An 18,438-nucleotide genomic window follows, 5' to 3' on the forward strand; every position below is an offset into this window, starting at 1 on the left:
TTATATCAACTGAGCTATTTAACGCTGCCGGATTCGTCCTTTTTCTTATGAGCATCTTGGTATATAAACACGCCGATGCCGAACAAAAAAGCCAACGTTCCACCTATTACAATTAGACCAGCTACCACAACGTCATCTAAGAACATGAATATTCCTCCCCTCCGATGGTTTCAATATATCACCACGAAGAGGAGGGCTATTGACTCAAATCAAGAATGGGTTAAGGTACCGGCACCAGTTGAATGGCGTCGGCCACCACTGTGCCATCTGCGTTGATGTTGGTTATTTGTATGGCGTGGGTTCCTGCGTCGAACCAGTATGTCCCTAACGCCATCCACTGATTGCCGTCTTGAGTTTGATCAACTTGGACTTCTGTAACGATCTCACTTAAATCGGTCTCGTCTTGATGATGAACGCGGTAAGTTGCATTAGTGGCAAAGTTCGGGCCTTGAGGCCAGCGTGCATAAGCAGTGTAGTGGCCCGCCTGGTTAACCGTGGGAGACCATACGAAAAGCTTCTCTGGATCATTTACCGTGGCGTAGCGATAGTTGCTTCCATAAAATCCTGATCGGTATATTGATGGCCACCACTTACCCGTACGATCAGTGTTGCCTGTATTGTCTTCGACGATTGCAGCGGTGATCACCAGTTGGTCGTCTGACTCAATTACGGAGTCGTACCCGGTGGAAAGAATGTATTCAAATTCGCCATAAGGTACGACCCATGATCCACTGTATATGCCGTCGCCGCTGGTTAGGTCATCACCCAAGCCATCATCGTACAGCTCGAATGTGTCTCCAGAGGGGGACACGGTAACAGTTATGTGAGGCACGCCGGATGCGTCGGCACAGTTAAAACTCTGCACTTCAATATCGACGGTTTCGCCTGGTAAAGCAATCATACTGTTTGCTTTGGGAGCTTGACGCCGAGTAAACAGCTGGTTGTTACAGGTCAGTGCGCCCTTGCCGTTGGAGTCAGCCATCCGAACCAGCGCGCCGGATACGGTTTTGCTGAGGCCATCAGTCAGTTTCTTGCCGCTACTCATCAACAGTCTTTTAATGGAAAAGGCATCAAGCCCTTGGGTGCTTTGATTGGCTTTCAGAATAGCGATGGTGCCGGAGACATATGCCGTTGCCTGCGATGAGCCGTGGGTGACAACAAAGTCTGCAGACTCGGCTGAAAAAATTGGATAGGTTGGTGCAGTGCTGAGGATGTTCTCGCCTGGAGCAAGCAAATCTACGGACCAGCGACCGTAGCTACTGCCGCTCCAAAGATTACCCTGATTGTTCGACGCTGCAACTGCAATGATGTTCTTGTTATCAAACGATGCTGGAAAATAGGCCCTTTCATCAATAACCTGGTCGATGCTCCAACTGTTATTACCTGAGGCGGACACAATGGGGATATCGGCGGCCTCAATTAAATCGGCCAGTAAATACATTTCCGGCGTATTAAGTTGATAGGCATCGGCGACTAACGGATACATCAGGCCGTAAAGGTTGATGTGCTTTGACATGCCTCCGGATGCGTTGATTACCGCAATATTAATACCTGATTGCTTCAGGTTGTAGAAGTACCAAAGGCATTCCCGGATGGCTTGCTCGCGGGCTGCGGGTACAGATGTACCTGGTATTAATGGAAACACATCCGCTTCGAATTTTGCTGATTGGCAAGTGGCTATCTTGATGTTTGGTTCCAGCCCGGCGACGCCCACGATGCCACCGTGGTAGGTGGCGCTGGCATTATTGCCTTCAGCTATAATAACGCCCGCCATATTGGTCCCATGGCCTGCTGCGTTGTCCAGTGGGTCTCCGGCATCAGCATTCAGAGATCCATCTGGATTGGTTCTGGGAACTATTGTGCTGGCACCATGGCAGTCATTCAGGTATCCATTGTTGTCGCCATCGATGTTGTCCTCGCATCCATCATCAATGCCGTTGCCATTGGAATCGATGCCGGTGGCTTCTCCAGGATTTAGCCAGACTTTATTTTTTAGATCTGGATGGTTGTAGTCGATGCCTGTGTCAATCAGGGCAATGACAACCTCGCTCTGGCTCAAATTGGTTGCAGGAAGATAGGTGCTCCAACCTTCGACAGCATTGATATCCATGTCATCGACACCTGCGCTCGTGTAGCTGTTGCAGATGTAGCTGTTGTTGGAAATGGTTGGTCTTTCCGCACAAGTGCCAGTGTTTGAAAGTTCGGTTGATGAAATGTTGCTGGGAGAGTTCTCGGCCGTTCTTGGCGAGTTCTTGAGTGCCCACAGTTCGCTGGAGAGCAAATCGTTTGTAGGGCCGGTTGCGAAAGTATTTGAAGAAAATATTATGGCAAAAGCAGCCAGGGGGCCAATGGCCCTGATTTCAGTACTACTCATGTATTACCCCGTCATGATAACAACTTAAATATCTCGGGAGCGATGCTAGTAAGCATCGCTTACTATTCAGAGTAGACTATATTTCGAACGGTCTCGGTTTGATTTCGACTTTTCGGTTGGCTGCTCTCTGTAATTAATTTGATTTGTTATTTAGGCGGTAAACCGAAAGATGCACGTCCAGTAGGGGCTGGTTTTTCTTCTTCATCGTCAATCGGTTCTAACGAAAGGCCCGATAAACCTGGCGAAGCTGCCTTGGGTTGCGATGCAGGTTGTGGTGTTGGTGCCTGCTTTTGAGCGTTCGGCTCTGGTTTTTGAGTTGAGGCTTCAGCTGGTTTGGATGGATCTGATTTTGCGGGGGCAGGTGTATTGTTGGCAGTTGGGTTCTCTTCTAAAGTAATGCGCAGGCGAAGATTGTTCTTTGAGTCAGCATTCTTGAGCGCCTCATCCATGGAGATTTTATTCTCTTTGTAGAGTTTGTAGAGCGAGGTGTCAAAGGTTTGCATGCCCTGGGCTTCCGATTTCAGCATGACCTCTTTTATTTCATCGACCTTGCCCTGCTTGATAAGATCGCAAACTCGAGGAGTGCCGAGTAGTATCTCAATCGCTGCCGCACGCTTGCCATCAACGGTGGGTATTAGGCGTTGAGATACAATGCCTTGAATGTTAAGAGATAAATCCAGGAATAATTGTTTGTGGCGCTCTTCTGGAAAGAAGTTAATGATTCGATCCAGTGCTTGGTTGGCGTTGTTTGCGTGCAGGGTAGAAATGCAAAGATGCCCTGTCTCGGCGAAAGCAATTGCCTGTTCCATCTGTTCTGCGGTTCGTATCTCACCAATAAGTATTACATCGGGTGCCTGGCGGAGGGTGTTTTCCAATGCATCGTCGTAACAGTTGGTGTCCATGCCCACTTCTCGTTGGTTAACGATGGACATCTTGTGGTGATGAACAAACTCTACAGGATCTTCGATGGTTATAATGTGCCCGGCACTGTTGGCATTTCGGTAATCAATTAACGCTGCCAGCGATGTGGATTTTCCAGATCCAGTTCCTCCTACAAACAGAACCAAGCCGCGCTTCTGCATAATGAGCTTAGGTAGGATTTCTGGCAGCCCTAGATCCTTATAATTAGGAATGACGGTTTTTATGGCGCGGATGACCATAGAATACTGATTGCGTTGCTTGAAAATATTAACCCTAAATCGACCTACTCCGGATTCCGAGATGGCGAGATTCATCTCGGGCTTGTGCTCGAACTCGGCTTTTTGATCAGACGTCATAATCGCGTCTGCGATTTCCTTAACCCGCCCGGGCGGGAGCGGTTCCTTTGCGATTGGGGTTAGCTTGCCGTAGAACTTGGCGCTTGGTGGTGCACCGGTGGTTAGGTAAAGGTCAGATCCATCCCGTTCAGAGAAGTATTTCAGGTAGTCTAAGAATTCCATGCCGAACCTATGTGTTTGAAATGCCGAGCAATATGCGTTCTGTATAAGTAGTATAGTCAAGCTTGAAAAGACTGCTTTTTTTACTGCAGCATGGGTTATAGGCCGGTACGTGGATATAAGTATTCATTTTAAGGCAGCCTGTTGACATTATCTTCGGTTGCTTCGCAGGGTGGCGACTTTGTCATACAGCAGGGCGGCGCTGACCCGATTCGGTGCGATAGGGTCGCTTGCCTCCAATTCTACCCGAGACCAGAAGCGCCTCGGCATCCCTGTCAGAGCCTTACTGTCCTTGTGGCTGAAGAAACTACCCCACAACCCCTTCAGCGCCATGGGAACTACCGGCACAGGGTCAGCCTGGATGATTTTCTCGATGCCGGCTTTGAACTCGTCGATCTCACCATCCTGAGTCAGTTTGCCTTCTGGGAAAATACAGACGACTTCCCCATCCTTTAACTCCTGCGAAATTCGCATAAACGCGTTTTCATACGTTTCGGGATCTGAAGACTTGGAATGAATCGGTATTGTCTTGCCGGTTCTGAAGATGAAATTCAAAACAGGAAGATCGTAGATGGGTTTAAACATGACAAAACGCACCGGGCGTCGGCAGGCACCGGCAATAATCAGAGCATCCATGTAGGAAACATGATTGCATACCAGCACACATGCACCTTGGTCGGGGATTTTGTTGAGGTTGACGTGTGTGACTCGGTACATGGTGTGAGTAATAACCCAGATCAGGAAGCGCATTGCGAATTCTGGGATCACGGTATAGATAAACCATGCAACGGCCACATTCATAATGGCCAATACCATGAAGAATTCAGGAATGCTCAACTCCATTACTCCCAGCAGTAATATGCCGGTAGCGGCAGACACAACCATGAATAGGGCATTCATAATATTTACGGCTGCGATGATGCGCGAGCGGTGCGCTTCATCAGATCGCTCTTGAACCATGGCATAGAGGGGGACGATATACAGTCCGCCCGACAGACCTATCATCATGAAATCAAAAAGCACGCGGTAGTTTGTGGAATCTGATAAAAATGCGCTCAGCCCGATCAGCTCATTTTGCGGAGCCGGATGGGTATGAAAGTAAAGATCTAATCCAAACAGCGTGAGCCCGATTGAACCCAACGGCACTAAGCCCAGTTCAATTTTGTGGCCAGACAGGCGTTCACACAGTAATGAGCCAGCGGCAATGCCGATTGAAAATGCAGACAACAAGCACATAACAACACTCGGTGCTCCGCCGAGATCAATTTTGGTGTATTCGTAGATCTGGGTGAGGTAGGCCGCCCCTAGGAACCAAAACCAAGAGATGCCCATAATGGCGAGAAACACAGCTTTATTTTCGCGGCTGAATTGGATCGTGTGCCAGGTTTCGATAATCGGGTTAAAGCGTATTTTGATATCTGGGCTGGGCGCGCGTCCCTCTGGGATTTTGAGGCAGGTGAGAAAGCCGATTACAGATACCGCGATCACGGTTCCCCCAATCAATGCAGGGCCGGATTCCCAGTCACTCATGATGTTGGCGGCAATAGTTCCTATCAATATGGCTATGAAGGTGCCGGTTTCCACCAGAGCGTTGCCGCCCACTAGTTCACCTGATTTAAGGTGTTGTGGAATGATGCTGTATTTTACCGGGCCAAAGAAGGTGGACTGAGTGCCCATAAGGAACAATAGCAGCATCAGTCCCCAGGTTTGTTGGTAGATAAAACACAGCGCCCCCAGCGCCATAATCAGTATTTCCAGCGCTTTTATATAACGTATCAGAGAGGACTTTTCGTATTTGTCGGCCAGCTGGCCAGCCAAAGCCGAAAACAGAAAAAACGGCAGAATGAACAGCATTGCCCCCAGGTTGTTCATGGCGGACAATGAAACTTCAGTAGCCAATTCTGCACCGTTGTCTACTGAAGAGGAACCAATAGGCCACTCCCATGCTCGGCTCAGTACTCCAAAAGTAAGTAATGCCATCAATGAGTTTTTGAAAATGTTATCGTTAAACGCGCCGAAAAATTGAGTCCAGAAAAAAGGAGCAAAACGCTTTGTTTTGAGTAGTTCAAATTGGGAGTGGGTCTCGCCATTATCGCTCATGCTTTGCTTCCTTCTTGCACCCATGCGGTTAGATAGTTAGTAATTAGTGACTCTAATAATGCTTGTGGAGTAGCTATTTGATCTGAGTAGAGCTTGGCACCTATGTGCAAAATACAAATACCATGCACGCCGCTCCACAGTGTGCGCGATGCCAGCTTGATCTGCTTGTTATCGCGATGCCGCGCTAATTCTCGTACGGCGCGCTCAAGCAGAGAGAACAACGCATCAATACGAGCCTGATACCAATCAGGCATGACAAAGTCTCGGGGCAATGTGTTGCGGAATATAGCTGCCCATTGTTTCTCGTGGGTTTGTCCAAACTTGAGGTAGGTGTTGGCGATCAGAATGATCCGTTGCAATGGTTTCGGTTCCTTGCGAAATGCCTGCTCCAGTTCACTGAGTAGTTGCGTGAGGCTGAAGGCATTGGCGTGCAGAATAAGCTCATGGATATTCTCGAAATTCTGGTACAGTGTGCCAACGGTATAGCCAATCTGTTGGGCAACTTTGCGGGCGCTGACTCCTTCAAGTCCTTCCCGGCTGATGAGAGTATGAGTGGCATCAATGGCCATTCCCTGGATTTCGTCGCGTGAGTGTTCGTTGCGGCGTGCCATATCCGTTCCTGTGTTATGGTAGAGGCGAACTGGTCTTTCTGTTATTGTCCGAAAAGCATAATTGAACAATGTTTACTATTCAAGGAGCTGGACTATGTCGGCAGACACAGTGGTACTGTTGCATGGCTTGGGCCGTAGCCCCTTGGCGATGAGAGGGCTGGCACGTTTTCTGACCCGGCAGGAATTTACCGTAATAAATATGGGCTACGCTTCGCGGAGCGGTTCAATTGCGGAGTTATGCCAACGTTTGTTCCATGATCTGCTCCCTTTATTGCCTACAGAAGGCAAGCTTCACTTTGTTACCCATTCTTTAGGCGGAATTTTGCTGCGTTATGGGTTGCAGCATTGGAGTATTCCTGAGGCTAGGCTGGGTCGAGCGGTAATGTTGGCTCCCCCTTCGCAAGGTAGTGAGGTGGTGGATGTGCTTCGACATATACCTTTCGTGCCTAACATCATGGGGCCGGCCTTTCTTCAGTTGGGAACCGATGAGACCAGTGTTCCGTTGCAATTGTTGAAGCGTGAGCAAAAACAGCTGCCACTGGATGTGGGGGTGATTGCAGGGCGAACGTCGTATGAACCCTGGTTTTCACCGCTCTTTGGTGAAGATAATGATGGTAAAGTGTCAGTCAGTCGCAGTCGTCATCCGGGTATGAGCGATTTTCGAGTCTTGGAGGTCGGGCATACTTTTATAATGAATGACAAGCGGGTGCGGCAACATCTACTGCACTTTTTACGATTTGGTCACTTTCAATAATTGCGGTGAAGGAGGCTGGTTTTGGGCGTAGAAATAGAGCGTAAGTTTCTGTTGCAGAACAGTGACTGGAAAAGCCTGGAGGATGGAAGCGAATTGGTCGGCGTGCGATTCCGTCAAGGCTATATCCCAACTGAGGGTTTCACGACGGTACGGGTAAGAATCGAAGGTGATGTAGCCAAGCTCACGGTTAAAGGCAAAAACACAGGGTTGAGTCGGGCTGAATTTGAATACACTATTCCTGTTGCAGATGCCAACGACATGTTGGGTAACCTGTGTACCAAACCCTTGATTGAAAAGACTCGCTACTGCAGGGATGAGGCGGGGCTAAAGTGGGAGATCGACGTGTTCGAAGGGGATAATACGGGGCTCGTGGTGGCGGAGGTAGAGCTGGAATCGGAGCATCAACAGATCGAGTTACCGGCTTGGATTGGGCAGGAGGTGTCCGGTGATGCTCGGTACTATAATGTTAGCCTGGTGACCAACCCTTACCGAAATTGGTCTGAACAGAAGCTTTAGAGTACGTCGATTTCGGGCAGGTCCAGCTCTCCAAGGCAGTTCAGGCCTCGCAGTCCGTCCTGGTTGTTAGGGTATAGGCGTGCTTTGAAGGGTGAAATCAGTAAGGCTTTGCCATCTGTCAGGCCCACGTAGCCACCGCTGAACGTGGTTATGCAGCGGCCGCCCTGAAATCGGATACGATGCTCTGACTCGAGGGCACAGAATGAAAGCAGGCCATTACCCAGAGGATCACGCAAGGATGCCTGATCGCGATAGCAGCCTAATGCAGATGCGCTAAGAGCAATGATCAGTCCATTATGAAGGCAGATCAATTCGCATGGCTCTTCTTTTATGATGTCCGAACGAATTTCGGCAATAATACTATTTGACATAATTCCTGGTTGACGCAGCAAGTGTGGTGGAATTGTCCACTAAATCAGAATCAAGATAAAGCTAAACAGACAACGATGACGACACCGAGATTACACGTAGCCATTGAGTTAATTGAAGCCATTGGTGAATATTTAGATACCATAGGCAAATCAGCAGAGGCCTTTTTTCAGCAGCAAGGATTCGCCGTCGATGATGACCACAATAATGGCTATTCGGATTTTGCGTTGTTTTCTTCCATATTTGAGGCCGCGGCGGAGTATGCCAATGATGATTATATCGGACTCAAGGTGGGGGAAAACTTCCTGGCCCGACATTGGGGGCGCCTGGGTTACCTGATTATGTCAGGCGAAAATGGCATGGAGGGTATTCAGTATATCCAGCGTTTTGCCACGATCGTTACGAATGCCCTTGAAATGAAATGGATAACTGACAGTGAAACCCTAAGCTGTGAGTTCAGTCTGCAGGATAGTCGGGTTAGCAGGCATGTGGTGGACTATTTTGTTTCCAGTAGTCTGGCGTTGTCGAGGGCAACCTCCAACGATCAGACGCGTTATTTGAGTGTGTGTTTCCAGCATGATGGTGGGCCAACGCCGCCTTTTTACGATGAGTTCCTGCAAACAAGCTGCTATTTCAATCAGCCCTGCAATCAGATTACGGTAGATATTGACGGCCTTCGTCAGGTTTCTGCATTTCGTGACCCAAGGCTTAAAAAGATTTTGGAAGAGCATGCCAATCAAGTGCTGGAGTCTTTGGCTGTTAGTGATGAGTTGGTGGAAAAAGTCCAGCGCTATATTGTCGAGGCTCTGCCCCAGGGTACGCCGTCTTTGAAACAAACCTGTGAGCATATCGGCCAAACTGAACGCAGTTTTCAGCGTGCTCTGGCCAAGCAAGGCATAAATTATCAGGAAATGGTTGATGACCTGCGTATGCGTATGGCTTTGGAGTACATCCGCAATGATTATAATTTTCTCGATATTGCCATGATGTTGGGGTATTCAGAACAAAGTGCATTTCATCGTGCGTTTAAGCGCTGGACAGGAATGCCGCCCTCCCGTTACCGGCGCAGCTTAACACAGTCTAACCACGAACAGAAACCGGGCGCTGAGCCCGGTGCAGAATAGTCATAGATGCAGTATGTTCTGTTGATCAGCTTAATGGGGTCAATGTACAAGGGAAGCCATCTTTAGGCACAGCCAAAGGTACAACCTGAGTTGGCATTTCATAGCCGCTACGGACTTCAACTTTATATTGTTTCAGGAAGTGAAACAGGAATACTTTGGATTGAATCTCCGCAAAATTCAGGCCCAGGCATTTATGATGCCCGCCGCCAAAGGGCACCCACTGATAAAAATGCTTCTTATGCTCGGCACGCTCAGCGTTGAAGCGTTCAGGGTCGAACTTATAGGGGTGGCTCCAATACTCTTTCATGTAATGTGTGTGTAGAGGAACCACGCCAACCGCCGCGTTTTTGGGGATCTTGTAGCCTTGAAATTCACAATCGTGAATGGCGCGGCGAGGAATAGTGGGCAGAGGAGGATGCATACGTAAGGTTTCGCGGAACACCAAACTGGTTTTTTCAAGCTTGTCCAGATCCTCATAAGTGACGTTATCTTTACCGAGACTGAGTATTTCTTCTCGCAGGGCCTCTTGCCATTCAGGGTGCTTCGCCAAACGATACACCAGCGAACAAAGGGTGCTGGTTGTTGTGTCATGAGCCGCGAAGAGCAGAAAGATCATGTGATCAATCACTTCCTGATCGGTTAACTCCTCGTTGTTTTCTCCTCGAGAGTGACAGATCTGGGTGAAGAAATCATTGTGCTGGCTGTTACGTTTTTCTGCTACCAGTGAACCAATAAACGTCTCCAGATAACGACGCCCCTGAATGCCACGCCACCAGGTTGTACCTGGTATCGGTAGTCGAAGGATAGCCAGTGAAGCATCCACGGCTGCTATAAACGACTTGTTTACCTTGTTGGCTTCTTTGCCCATTTTGATGCCCAGGAACAGCTCCGCCCCCGCATTCAGCAGTAATTCCTTGATGTTGTCGAAGAACATCATTTCCTTGTTCTTGGGCCAGTTTTGGATGCCACTGTCAAAACGAAGATCCATCTTTTCCACATAAGCCTGCATTGCAGGCTTTTTAAATGCCCCCTGCAAGATCTTGCGGTGGACTTTGTGGTTTTCAAAGTCGCGCAGCATCAAACCATTAGGGAAAAGCTCTTCCAGAATGATATCCCAGGCTTTCTTGCTGGAAAAATTGTGATCTGAATCTTTAAGGATAAACTCGTTGGCGTCAGGCCCGGTGAGGGTGATGACATCCTGCATCACCGCACGGTAGCGAAACACGGGGCCGTGCTTCTGCGCCATCCTGTTAACCAGGCCATGGAAGTCACGCAGAAACTCAAAGGTGAATCCGACCACGGGGAGCCCATTTTCACCTGGTATGTGGGTGACTTTACTGCTGGGTTTACGGGGCAGTTTTGAGGCAGATTCTGCAATAGTGGTCATCGTGTTTCCTCTTTGTCGCCGAATAAATTGCTATTGACTATCCGGGCTGCTTTTTATGGTGTGGTAAGCATATGTTGGTGACGCTTCAGTCATACATTCATTTAAGCACACCTGCCTTGTGCTGTTTTGACATTGGTATGGCCATCATTGTCGGGTGCGGTCAAACAGCAAGAAAATATACTTAGGCTCTGAGGGGGGGGTATACACGTTGAGTGCTAACAGAAGCATTTGTTATAAGCAAAACCCTGACTTAATATGAATACACTTATAACAATAACTAAAGGAGTGGATCATGGGGTTGCTGCACTGGCTGCATAGTGGAGTTATGTTGGTTGCTGGGTTAAGTGTGGTGGGATCGACACTTGCTGCTGGTCATGAGCAACTGCCATTCGACCGCTTTATTGTGAAATTCAAGGCAACGCCTACAGCGCTTGAAAGGGCGAACCCTCGCGCATTTCAGCGTATGCAGCAGGCCGTGGGGGTGCGGGCTGATGTCCAGCGCACACTGAATAATGGGGCGGTGGTAATACGGATGTCCGAGTCGCGTCGCTACCAGGATTGGTTCGATGTGATGACCCAACTGAGCCATGATTCTGATATCGCCTATATTGAACCTGATTTAAGGATGGTCCCTACAGCGGATCCTCTCTACAGCTCACAGTGGTATCTGCATTTTTCCCTGGGGGGGATTAATGCCGATAGTGCATGGAATTACAGTACTGGTGAGGGTGCTGTAGTTGCTGTGTTGGATTCCGGTATACGGCCTCATGTGGATCTGGTCGCCAATACGCTGCCGGGCTATGACTTTATAACGGATACGTTCACCGCCAACGATGGAGATGGTCGTGATGGTGATCCGCTGGATCCAGGTGATGGAGTTGTGGCAGGAGCCTGCGGCGGTGGAATGCCAGAAGCTGATAAGAAAAGCACATGGCATGGCACCCATGTTTCCGGCCTTGTTGCTGCAGCCAGTAATGGCATCGGCATGGAGGGCGTGGCTTACGATGCTGATATTGTGCCTTTGCGAGTTCTCGGGCGTTGTGGCGGCTATACCTCCGATATTGCTGACGCCATTTATTGGGCCTCCGGGTACAGTGTGCCAGGCGTTCCGGGCAACGCAAACAAAGCTGATGTTATCAATATGAGCCTTAGCAGTTCGGTTACTGGCAGTTGCAGTCAAACATATTCAGATGCAATTAATGCCGCAAATGCAGCTGGTGTTACGGTCGTGACGTCGGCTGGAAATTCGGCAGCGAACGCAACCGATTATGCACCAGGCAATTGTTCTGGAGTTATCAATGTTGCAGCCATTAACTATTATGGCGATTTGGCATCTTATTCAAATACTGGATCGGTGGTGGATCTGGTTGCACCAGGTGGCGTCATAAATACTGCAAACGATCCCAATGGTATTTGGTCGACATTGAACGCTGGTGTGTTTGCGCCTGCAGGCGATACCTATGGCCCCTATCAAGGCACGAGCATGGCTGCACCGCAAGTCGCTGGTGTGGTTGCGTTAATGCGCAGCGTCCAGCCGGAAGCAAGTCCGGCAGAGTTGGAGGCGGCACTGAAAGATACTACCCGTGACTTCTACGTTGCTTGCCCTGGTTGTGGTACGGGTATTTTGGATGCAGAAGAGGCTGTGAAACGAATCCTGGGATTGACTGTGGCAGATGCGATTGCAGATTTGCGTGTTGCGTTACAGGCGGATAATGGAAAATTTATTGATAGTGGCGATGGAACGGGCACTATCCAGTACAAGGTGCTCGTCAGCAATGATGGGCCAGATCAAGCGAGTGATCTCGTGCTCAGTAATATATTTCCGCCAGAGGTTAGCCTTGATATGGTAATGGCGTCACCAGGCGTTGTCTGCAGCTTAACAGATTACAGTTGCGCCTGGTCAGAGTTGGAATCAGGTGCTTCCCAAGCTATTACTTTTCGGGTGCGTACCAGTAATGATGCGAAGATGGACTTTTCTGCGAGCATTACTGGTGCAGATACCGATCCCGACATCAACAACAACTATGCCACTAAAAAGTTTGGTGGTGGTCTGGGGGGGATGATGTTGGCGATGCTCGCATTGATGTGGCGTCGGCTTCAGTAATAAACCAAAGAGCTACTGCAACTGCGCAGCAGGGGTGGTGGCTCTCAGTTTATAGTTGGAAAATAACCAACCGTCACATCGTTCCAGTAAGTCTGGCAGCATGATGAAATCATAAATTAGCGCTACGACGATAATACTGGCCATGAGAATGGCAGTAGTCTGATTCGGGCCAAATATAGATAGAGTCAGCACCATCATCCCTAATGAAAGAATGAACGTGGTCAGCATCAGTGCTGCCCCCACCTCTTCAAACGTTTTTTCGATGCTCAGTTGTGGCGGTAAGCCAGACTCCCGAAAACCGATATAGCGTTTTAATATATGAATCGTGTCATCCACCACGATGCCAAGACTGATGCTAAGAGTGCCTGCTGCGGCTATATCAATTACACCAACAGATGTTCCCCAAAGTCCATATACAACCCCGGCAGGAAAAAGGTTGGGGATCAGGCTTAATACACCTATGCGCATATTGCGAAGGAACACCCCAATTAACAATGAAATAACCATGGCAGAGAGTAATCCACCGATAAACATATTGCTGGTTAATTGCTTTCCTATACTGGCAAAGAGAATAGCGTGTCCTGTTACTGATATTTTGATGGCTGGCGCGTTATTGGTGAACCATTGATTAATGTCGCTTTGTAATTGGAGCAGCTGAGTGCTGCTGAGTTTAGGGATTCCAAGCGAGATCACAGCAGATTGGAAATGTTTGTCTAAGCCTAGCGTCTCGGCCGTGTTGTCCGGCGAAGCCATTTCATAAAGATTCCATAGATCTGCCAACTCGGATGACTGGTTGGGGCTGGCGCTCCACTTTAAATTGCCTTGGTATAGATGCCTTTTCAGCTGAGTTAACACCGAGCTGTAGCTGTTGTGGCGTGACACCATTGGGTGAGCATCAAGCCAGCTTTCAAACCCGTTTAACGCGTGTAAGAACTCGGGCGTAAATATGCCATCTCGATGATTTGAGTTCAGCTGTACCGTTATTGGGTGATGAATGCCGAACTCTGTTTCAGACAACGTACTGGCGTTGATTATGGGTGAATCTGATTCGAAGTAATCCAATGGATCGTTGTGATAGTCGTTCAGAAAAACGCAGCAGGATAGAGCGATGGTAATTAGATAAAACAGGCCATAATGATACGCTTTTAGCCGGGTGCGGCCGGCATTGATTGCAAGTGACCAGCGTTGAAACAGATCAGGCTCCTGATTGCGAGCATTGGTTTGTCTCCAAACCGCCATTGCGGATGTGATGGAAATAGCGGAGATAAAGGCGCAAGCAACACCGATCGCTGCGATATTCCCAAAGGTTGCGAATACCGGCGAGCTGCTTCCGTTCAAGCTTAAAAAGCCGATGCCAGTTGTAAGACTGGTTAAAAAAAGCGACATGAAATTGCTGCGCAATGCATTTAGCATGGCGGTTTGGGGTGGCAGATCTGGTCGTTGGTGAGTGAAACTCATCAACAAGTGTATGATGTCAGCCAGTGCAATAATGAAAGCAATGCAGAAGGCGAGAGCGGAGGTTTGATTGATGGTGAGCTTTAGAAGGCCAACTATCCCCGCGGTTAGCCACAACGCGATGATGATTGAAGTGGCACCGGACACCACCAGCCACCATGACCGCAGAAAATACCAAAGCACACCCAACCCCGTGATTAATACCAAAGGCATCAGGTAGAAGCCATCATGCATTAACGCATGATGCAGCGCATGCTTGATTTCAACTGGCCCCAGCATGTGCACCTCACCAAGGCCTGGTGTCGTGAACGCTGCATCAAGGGTGGAGCGGATCAGTGGATAAAGGGTTTCGATCTGCTCTGTGTCAGCAAAGTGGATTTGCAGGCTGGCCACGGTTCCGTTTTTTGACAGCAAGCTGCTATTGCTTACGTTGTCCGCCAATTGCCCCAATATCGGATCACTGAGATCGCCGCCATCTTTAATGTGGCGGTACAGTGAGCGGGTATCCTGTTGATTATTGCTGATGGCAGTAGAAAGCAAAGATTGAATTCGTTCCACACCATCAAGAGCTTGGATCTTGCTGGTGATTGTGAATAGATTGGATATGCCCTGTTCAGATAGCAGCGTACCGGTTTGAGAGTGCAATAAGATCAGCAAACTTTGCTGAACCCCAAAGTCTGCTTCCAGGTTGTGAAAGTTTTTAACTTCTGGATTGTCTTCGCGAAAGTAGTCTGTGATTTCGCTGCGATAGGTGATGTCTGGGATGTGTGGTGATAGCGCCACTGCAATGCAAAAAACAAATAGGGCGATCAGTTTAAGGTGAAGAAAACGCAACGGCTTCATTATTTTTATTCTGTGTTTTTATTCTGCTGTGCACCGCGTTACCATGGGCGCCTTTGATAAAAGCATCTAATCATCTTGCTCAGAGGTCTGCAATGATTTTTGGTAAAAATAAGTCACTGGCGTGTTTCAGCGCGAACCCCGCGGCTGAATATCGGCTGATCTGTTTCCCCTGTGCCGGTGGCGGCGCATCGATGTACCGTCGGTGGAGTGAATTCCTGCCAGATGCGGAGGTGTGGTCAGCCAATTACCCAGGTAGAGAATCCTTGCATGGGCAACCTTTTGCAAAGTCTGCCGACGAAATTGTCGATTTATTTATTGATCAGGCTGACTTTTTCTCAGCTAAGCCATTTGTTCTTTATGGTCATAGCTTTGGGTCGATGATTGCCTTCCTGCTGGCGCTTCGCTTGCAGAAACAGGGTGTTTACCCTCTGGGGTTGTGCGCAAGCGCCCGCAGGGCTCCACAGCTTGAATCTGAGTTTAATATTACCGACCTTTCAGAAGAGCAGTTTTTGAAGGAGTTGGAGCGCCTTGGCGGCTTGCCTGAGGCGATTCGCGCCAGTCAGGAAATGATGGATTTTTACATGCCGGTGATTAAGGCTGATCTGACACTAAATGACCATGCTGTCTCAGCTCCTGGTCAAACAATCAGCGCACCTATTTACCTTTATTCGGCAACTGAGGATAAAGTGGCCACTGCCGATGAGCTGAATGCATGGAAAAATGCAACCACTTCACGCTTTGAGCACAAAGCTTTTGAAGGAGGGCATTTCTTTATCCAAGATAGCGTCAACGAGTTCCTGGCCTCATTGAGGACGGTTTTGGCCACATTAACTCAAGGTGATGATGAAGAATTAATCGCATTCTAAATAGTGTTATAAAAAAATAACAAAATATACGGAATTGTCAGGGCCACAGACTGATTCGCTTATCCTTTCATCAAAACTTGTAGTTGTTGTGTTTGAATGTACACAGTTCGATTACAGACTGTCACTTATTTGGCCGTATCTTACAAGTTTTAGCGAGGAGCGCGAACTTAAACTGGCTCTGCCATTGGGTTGTGCTGATAAAAATAATAAAAGGCAGTTTAGGCAATACTCGACGTAACCGATAGGATTCTCAAAGGCTTACTTAGCCAGTCAGTGAATCGCCGGTATTGATCACGCCATTTATACCTATGAGCACACCTTCGTCTTGAAACACAGGGTAAAGACAGTAGGTGGAGGTAGACATGAAAGGGTTCCCAGAGTTTAAGAACCTGGTTCAAATGAGTTCCGAGCGCGCCGCAGGCAGAGGTGAGAACACCTTTGTATCTTTTCTTTCCGAAAGTGGAGCCCCAGAGGGCAATATCACGTTTTCGGGTCTGGATGAGGCTTCACGAAAAATCGCTGCTGGGCTGGTAGCGAAAGGTCTTTCCGGACGCAATCTCATGCTTTTGTATGTTCCGGGCTTGGATTACATCAAGGCCTTTTTCGGCTGTATGTACGCAGGCTGTGTGCCTGTTCCGGCCTATCCTCCCATGGGGGCCAGGGATATTGATCGCCTGAAGCGAGTGGTGCAGGATTGCGATGCGGGAGCGATTCTATCCTCCAGCATGCTAATGCCTATGATTGAGGCCTGGGTGGCCAATCCCACCAACGGTATGAATCTGGACTGTATCCCCACCGATACCTTGATGGCAGGCCAGGACACAAGCGGCTTTGAAGCATTTGATGCCGAGCCATCGGATATTGCATTCTTGCAATACACTTCCGGCTCTACGGGGCACCCGAAAGGGGTAATGGTCAGTCATGAAAACCTGATCGCTAATTTCCAGCAGATTGTATGGTCCTTCGCCCATTCTAATGACATGGATAATGTTCTCTCCAAGCTCAAAACCGTGATTTGGCTACCGCCATTCCACGATATGGGGCTCATTGGTGGGGTGCTGACGCCTATCTATGCAGGGACCGAAGTAACCCTGATGTCCCCGTTGACGTTCCTCAAGAACCCCTTTGTATGGTTGAAAACCATATCGGATATGGGTGCCATAATCAGTGGTGGCCCTAACTTCTCCTACCAATATTGTGCCCGTAAGATTACCGATGAGCAGATGCAGCAGCTGGATTTGTCGAGCTGGCAGGTTGCTTTTAACGGCGCCGAGCCCATTCAGGTAGACAGTCTGAATACCTTTGCCGATAAGTTCGGTGAGTGTGGGTTTAACGCAAGCGCGTTCTTGCCTTGTTACGGCCTGGCGGAGGCGACTTTATTTGTCGCTGGTTCTCCTGCCAGTCGGGGCGCCAAGGTAGTTAATGCGGATCTTGATCAGCTAGCCAAAGGCACCGTCAAGCCGGTGGAGTCGGCTAAATCCGATTCGGCACCTTTGGTCAGCTCTGGTGAGCTGGCCATTGAAACCGATGTGCGTATAGTGGATCCCAAATCCCATGAAGAGTGCGCCCCTGGCGATGTCGGTGAGATCTGGGTGAACAGTCCATCTGTGGCCAAAGGGTATTGGGATAAGCCGAGTTTCTCTGATAGCGTTTTCCGCGCCAGCATGAAGGGTGATGACAGCGGTAAAACTTATATGCGCACCGGTGATTTAGGGGTAATGCATGAGGGTGAGTTGTTTGTTACGGGCCGTATCAAGGAGCTGATCATTGTCGCCGGGCGCAATCATTATCCTCAGGATATTGAGTTCTCTCTGCAGACCTCTAACCCTACTTTCCGCAAAGGATGTGGTGCCGCTTTTGCCATCAGTGATTCTGGTAAAGAGCACCTGGTGATTATGCAGGAAGTAGCCAACATTGCCGGTGATCAGACTGATTTTCAGCAGTTGGCACTGGCGGGATCCCGTGCAGTGGCAACCCGTCATGGCATTACGCCAAAGGCCGTTGTATTAATTGCACAAGGTACGCTGCCTAAAACATCCAGTGGCAAGATTCAGCGCACAGAGGCTAAAAAACTCTATGAATTAGGCAACTTTGCCCCATTGCACACGATGGAGACCAGTTCATCGCAAGTAGTTCGCAAATCATCTGACCGTAAAGAAGAGGCGCGACCGTTTACTGATTGGCAAACTGAGCTGTATTGTGAAATGCAGACTTGGGTGAGCGATAAGTTAAATGTAGAGCCCCACCATATTGATCTGGGAGTCACCTTCTCGGAGCTGGGTGTGGACTCTATCGAAGCTATTGATCTTGTGGATCGTCTGCAGGATCGTATTGAACGAACCATTCCCGCTACAGAACTGATGCGCTATCCCACGGTGAAAGCGTTAATAGATCACTTTGCATCAGAGCTGATAGAAAAAGATCTCAAGCATGAGCAAAAAGAAGAAAAAGAGAATCTGACGAAGAACACCGCGTAGGCATTTCGGCGCCTACGCGGTG

15 protein-coding genes are annotated in these 18,438 nt (G+C 48.8%); 7 read left to right on the forward strand and 8 right to left on the reverse strand.

The features are described 5' to 3' along the window. Positions 1 to 14: 14 nt before the first annotated feature. Together ccoM and Kalk_RS18045 are read right to left on the reverse strand one after the other, a co-directional pair. Positions 15 to 146: a cytochrome c oxidase subunit CcoM gene (gene ccoM / locus Kalk_RS21710; RefSeq protein WP_324772560.1), complete on the reverse strand. Its 132-nt coding sequence runs from the start codon at positions 144 to 146 to the stop codon at positions 15 to 17. 74 nt (positions 147 to 220) lie between these two features. Beyond that, positions 221 to 2,110: a golvesin C-terminal-like domain-containing protein gene (locus Kalk_RS18045; RefSeq protein ID WP_158643567.1), complete on the reverse strand. Its 1,890-nt coding sequence runs from the start codon at positions 2,108 to 2,110 to the stop codon at positions 221 to 223. Positions 2,111 to 2,153: 43 nt separating this feature from the next. Between Kalk_RS18045 and Kalk_RS21270 the strand changes: the two genes are divergently transcribed. Continuing rightward, entirely contained in the window at positions 2,154 to 2,402 is a 249-nt protein-coding gene (locus Kalk_RS21270; protein WP_158643568.1) for a hypothetical protein, read from the forward strand. Positions 2,403 to 2,520: 118 nt separating this feature from the next. Here Kalk_RS21270 and Kalk_RS18050 read toward each other — a convergent pair whose 3' ends face one another. From Kalk_RS18050 to Kalk_RS18060, 3 genes are all read right to left on the reverse strand, one after another. Then, positions 2,521 to 3,813 (reverse strand): PilT/PilU family type 4a pilus ATPase, encoded by a 1,293-nt coding sequence (locus Kalk_RS18050; RefSeq protein ID WP_101895577.1) that lies wholly within the window; start codon positions 3,811 to 3,813, stop codon positions 2,521 to 2,523. Between the two features lie 147 nt (positions 3,814 to 3,960). Further along, on the reverse strand, positions 3,961 to 5,910 hold the full coding sequence (locus Kalk_RS18055) for an MFS transporter (RefSeq protein ID WP_233716705.1): 1,950 nt from the start codon (positions 5,908 to 5,910) through the stop codon (positions 3,961 to 3,963). After that, positions 5,907 to 6,521: a TetR/AcrR family transcriptional regulator gene (locus tag Kalk_RS18060; RefSeq protein WP_101895579.1), complete on the reverse strand. Its 615-nt coding sequence runs from the start codon at positions 6,519 to 6,521 to the stop codon at positions 5,907 to 5,909. Before Kalk_RS18060 ends, Kalk_RS18055 begins: the two co-directional genes overlap by 4 nt. Before the next feature lie 94 nt (positions 6,522 to 6,615). Between Kalk_RS18060 and Kalk_RS18065 the strand changes: the two genes are divergently transcribed. Together Kalk_RS18065 and Kalk_RS18070 are read left to right on the forward strand one after the other, a co-directional pair. Beyond that, a complete protein-coding gene (locus tag Kalk_RS18065) occupies positions 6,616 to 7,275 on the forward strand; it encodes an esterase/lipase family protein (RefSeq protein ID WP_101895580.1) in 660 nt (219 codons plus the stop codon). 21 nt (positions 7,276 to 7,296) lie between these two features. Continuing rightward, positions 7,297 to 7,791 (forward strand): CYTH domain-containing protein, encoded by a 495-nt coding sequence (locus tag Kalk_RS18070; protein WP_101895581.1) that lies wholly within the window; start codon positions 7,297 to 7,299, stop codon positions 7,789 to 7,791. Here Kalk_RS18070 and Kalk_RS18075 read toward each other — a convergent pair. Then, the gene (locus Kalk_RS18075) at positions 7,788 to 8,162 is read right to left on the reverse strand and encodes a hypothetical protein (protein WP_101895582.1); all 375 of its coding nucleotides are present in this window, start codon (positions 8,160 to 8,162) and stop codon (positions 7,788 to 7,790) included. The genes Kalk_RS18070 and Kalk_RS18075 overlap by 4 nt on opposite strands. A 75-nt stretch (positions 8,163 to 8,237) precedes the next feature. Here Kalk_RS18075 and Kalk_RS18080 point away from each other — a divergent pair, with 75 nt between their 5' ends. Next, on the forward strand, positions 8,238 to 9,284 hold the full coding sequence (locus Kalk_RS18080; RefSeq protein ID WP_101895583.1) for an AraC family transcriptional regulator: 1,047 nt from the start codon (positions 8,238 to 8,240) through the stop codon (positions 9,282 to 9,284). Between the two features lie 25 nt (positions 9,285 to 9,309). Here Kalk_RS18080 and Kalk_RS18085 read toward each other — a convergent pair whose 3' ends face one another. After that, positions 9,310 to 10,671 carry a cytochrome P450 gene (locus Kalk_RS18085; protein ID WP_101895584.1) on the reverse strand — a complete coding sequence of 454 codons (1,362 nt, stop codon included), beginning with the start codon at positions 10,669 to 10,671 and terminating at the stop codon, positions 9,310 to 9,312. A gap of 292 nt (positions 10,672 to 10,963) precedes the next feature. Between Kalk_RS18085 and Kalk_RS18090 the strand changes: the two genes are divergently transcribed. Then, complete coding sequence (locus Kalk_RS18090; RefSeq protein ID WP_101895585.1) at positions 10,964 to 12,775, forward strand: S8 family serine peptidase; 1,812 nt, start codon at positions 10,964 to 10,966, stop codon at positions 12,773 to 12,775. A gap of 12 nt (positions 12,776 to 12,787) precedes the next feature. Here Kalk_RS18090 and Kalk_RS18095 read toward each other — a convergent pair whose 3' ends face one another. Then, positions 12,788 to 15,073 carry an efflux RND transporter permease subunit gene (locus Kalk_RS18095; protein WP_101895586.1) on the reverse strand — a complete coding sequence of 762 codons (2,286 nt, stop codon included), beginning with the start codon at positions 15,071 to 15,073 and terminating at the stop codon, positions 12,788 to 12,790. A gap of 92 nt (positions 15,074 to 15,165) precedes the next feature. On the opposite strand from Kalk_RS18095, the gene Kalk_RS18100 reads away from it, so the two are divergent. Then, positions 15,166 to 15,939 carry a thioesterase II family protein gene (locus Kalk_RS18100; RefSeq protein ID WP_101895587.1) on the forward strand — a complete coding sequence of 258 codons (774 nt, stop codon included), beginning with the start codon at positions 15,166 to 15,168 and terminating at the stop codon, positions 15,937 to 15,939. A gap of 362 nt (positions 15,940 to 16,301) precedes the next feature. After that, positions 16,302 to 18,416, forward strand: a complete 2,115-nt coding sequence (locus Kalk_RS18105; protein WP_101895588.1) for an AMP-binding protein — start codon at positions 16,302 to 16,304, stop codon at positions 18,414 to 18,416. Positions 18,417 to 18,438 lie beyond the last annotated feature (22 nt).

Source organism: Ketobacter alkanivorans (assembly GCF_002863865.1).
In the GTDB taxonomy this organism is placed as follows: domain Bacteria; phylum Pseudomonadota; class Gammaproteobacteria; order Pseudomonadales; family Ketobacteraceae; genus Ketobacter; species Ketobacter alkanivorans.

Coding starts and splice junctions, on each gene's coding strand:
- Kalk_RS18055 (WP_233716705.1), bottom strand. CDS start 5,910: ATGAGCGATAATGGCGAGACCCACTCCCAATTTGAACTACTCAAAACA.
- Kalk_RS18085 (WP_101895584.1), bottom strand. CDS start 10,671: ATGACCACTATTGCAGAATCTGCCTCAAAACTGCCCCGTAAACCCAGC.
- Kalk_RS18100 (WP_101895587.1), top strand. CDS start 15,166: ATGATTTTTGGTAAAAATAAGTCACTGGCGTGTTTCAGCGCGAACCCC.
- Kalk_RS18065 (WP_101895580.1), top strand. CDS start 6,616: ATGTCGGCAGACACAGTGGTACTGTTGCATGGCTTGGGCCGTAGCCCC.
- Kalk_RS18075 (WP_101895582.1), bottom strand. CDS start 8,162: ATGTCAAATAGTATTATTGCCGAAATTCGTTCGGACATCATAAAAGAA.
- Kalk_RS18050 (WP_101895577.1), bottom strand. CDS start 3,813: ATGGAATTCTTAGACTACCTGAAATACTTCTCTGAACGGGATGGATCT.
- ccoM (WP_324772560.1), bottom strand. CDS start 146: ATGTTCTTAGATGACGTTGTGGTAGCTGGTCTAATTGTAATAGGTGGA.
- Kalk_RS18090 (WP_101895585.1), top strand. CDS start 10,964: ATGGGGTTGCTGCACTGGCTGCATAGTGGAGTTATGTTGGTTGCTGGG.
- Kalk_RS18045 (WP_158643567.1), bottom strand. CDS start 2,110: ATGGATATCAATGCTGTCGAAGGTTGGAGCACCTATCTTCCTGCAACC.
- Kalk_RS18095 (WP_101895586.1), bottom strand. CDS start 15,073: ATGAAGCCGTTGCGTTTTCTTCACCTTAAACTGATCGCCCTATTTGTT.
- Kalk_RS18060 (WP_101895579.1), bottom strand. CDS start 6,521: ATGGCACGCCGCAACGAACACTCACGCGACGAAATCCAGGGAATGGCC.
- Kalk_RS18105 (WP_101895588.1), top strand. CDS start 16,302: ATGAAAGGGTTCCCAGAGTTTAAGAACCTGGTTCAAATGAGTTCCGAG.
- Kalk_RS18080 (WP_101895583.1), top strand. CDS start 8,238: ATGACGACACCGAGATTACACGTAGCCATTGAGTTAATTGAAGCCATT.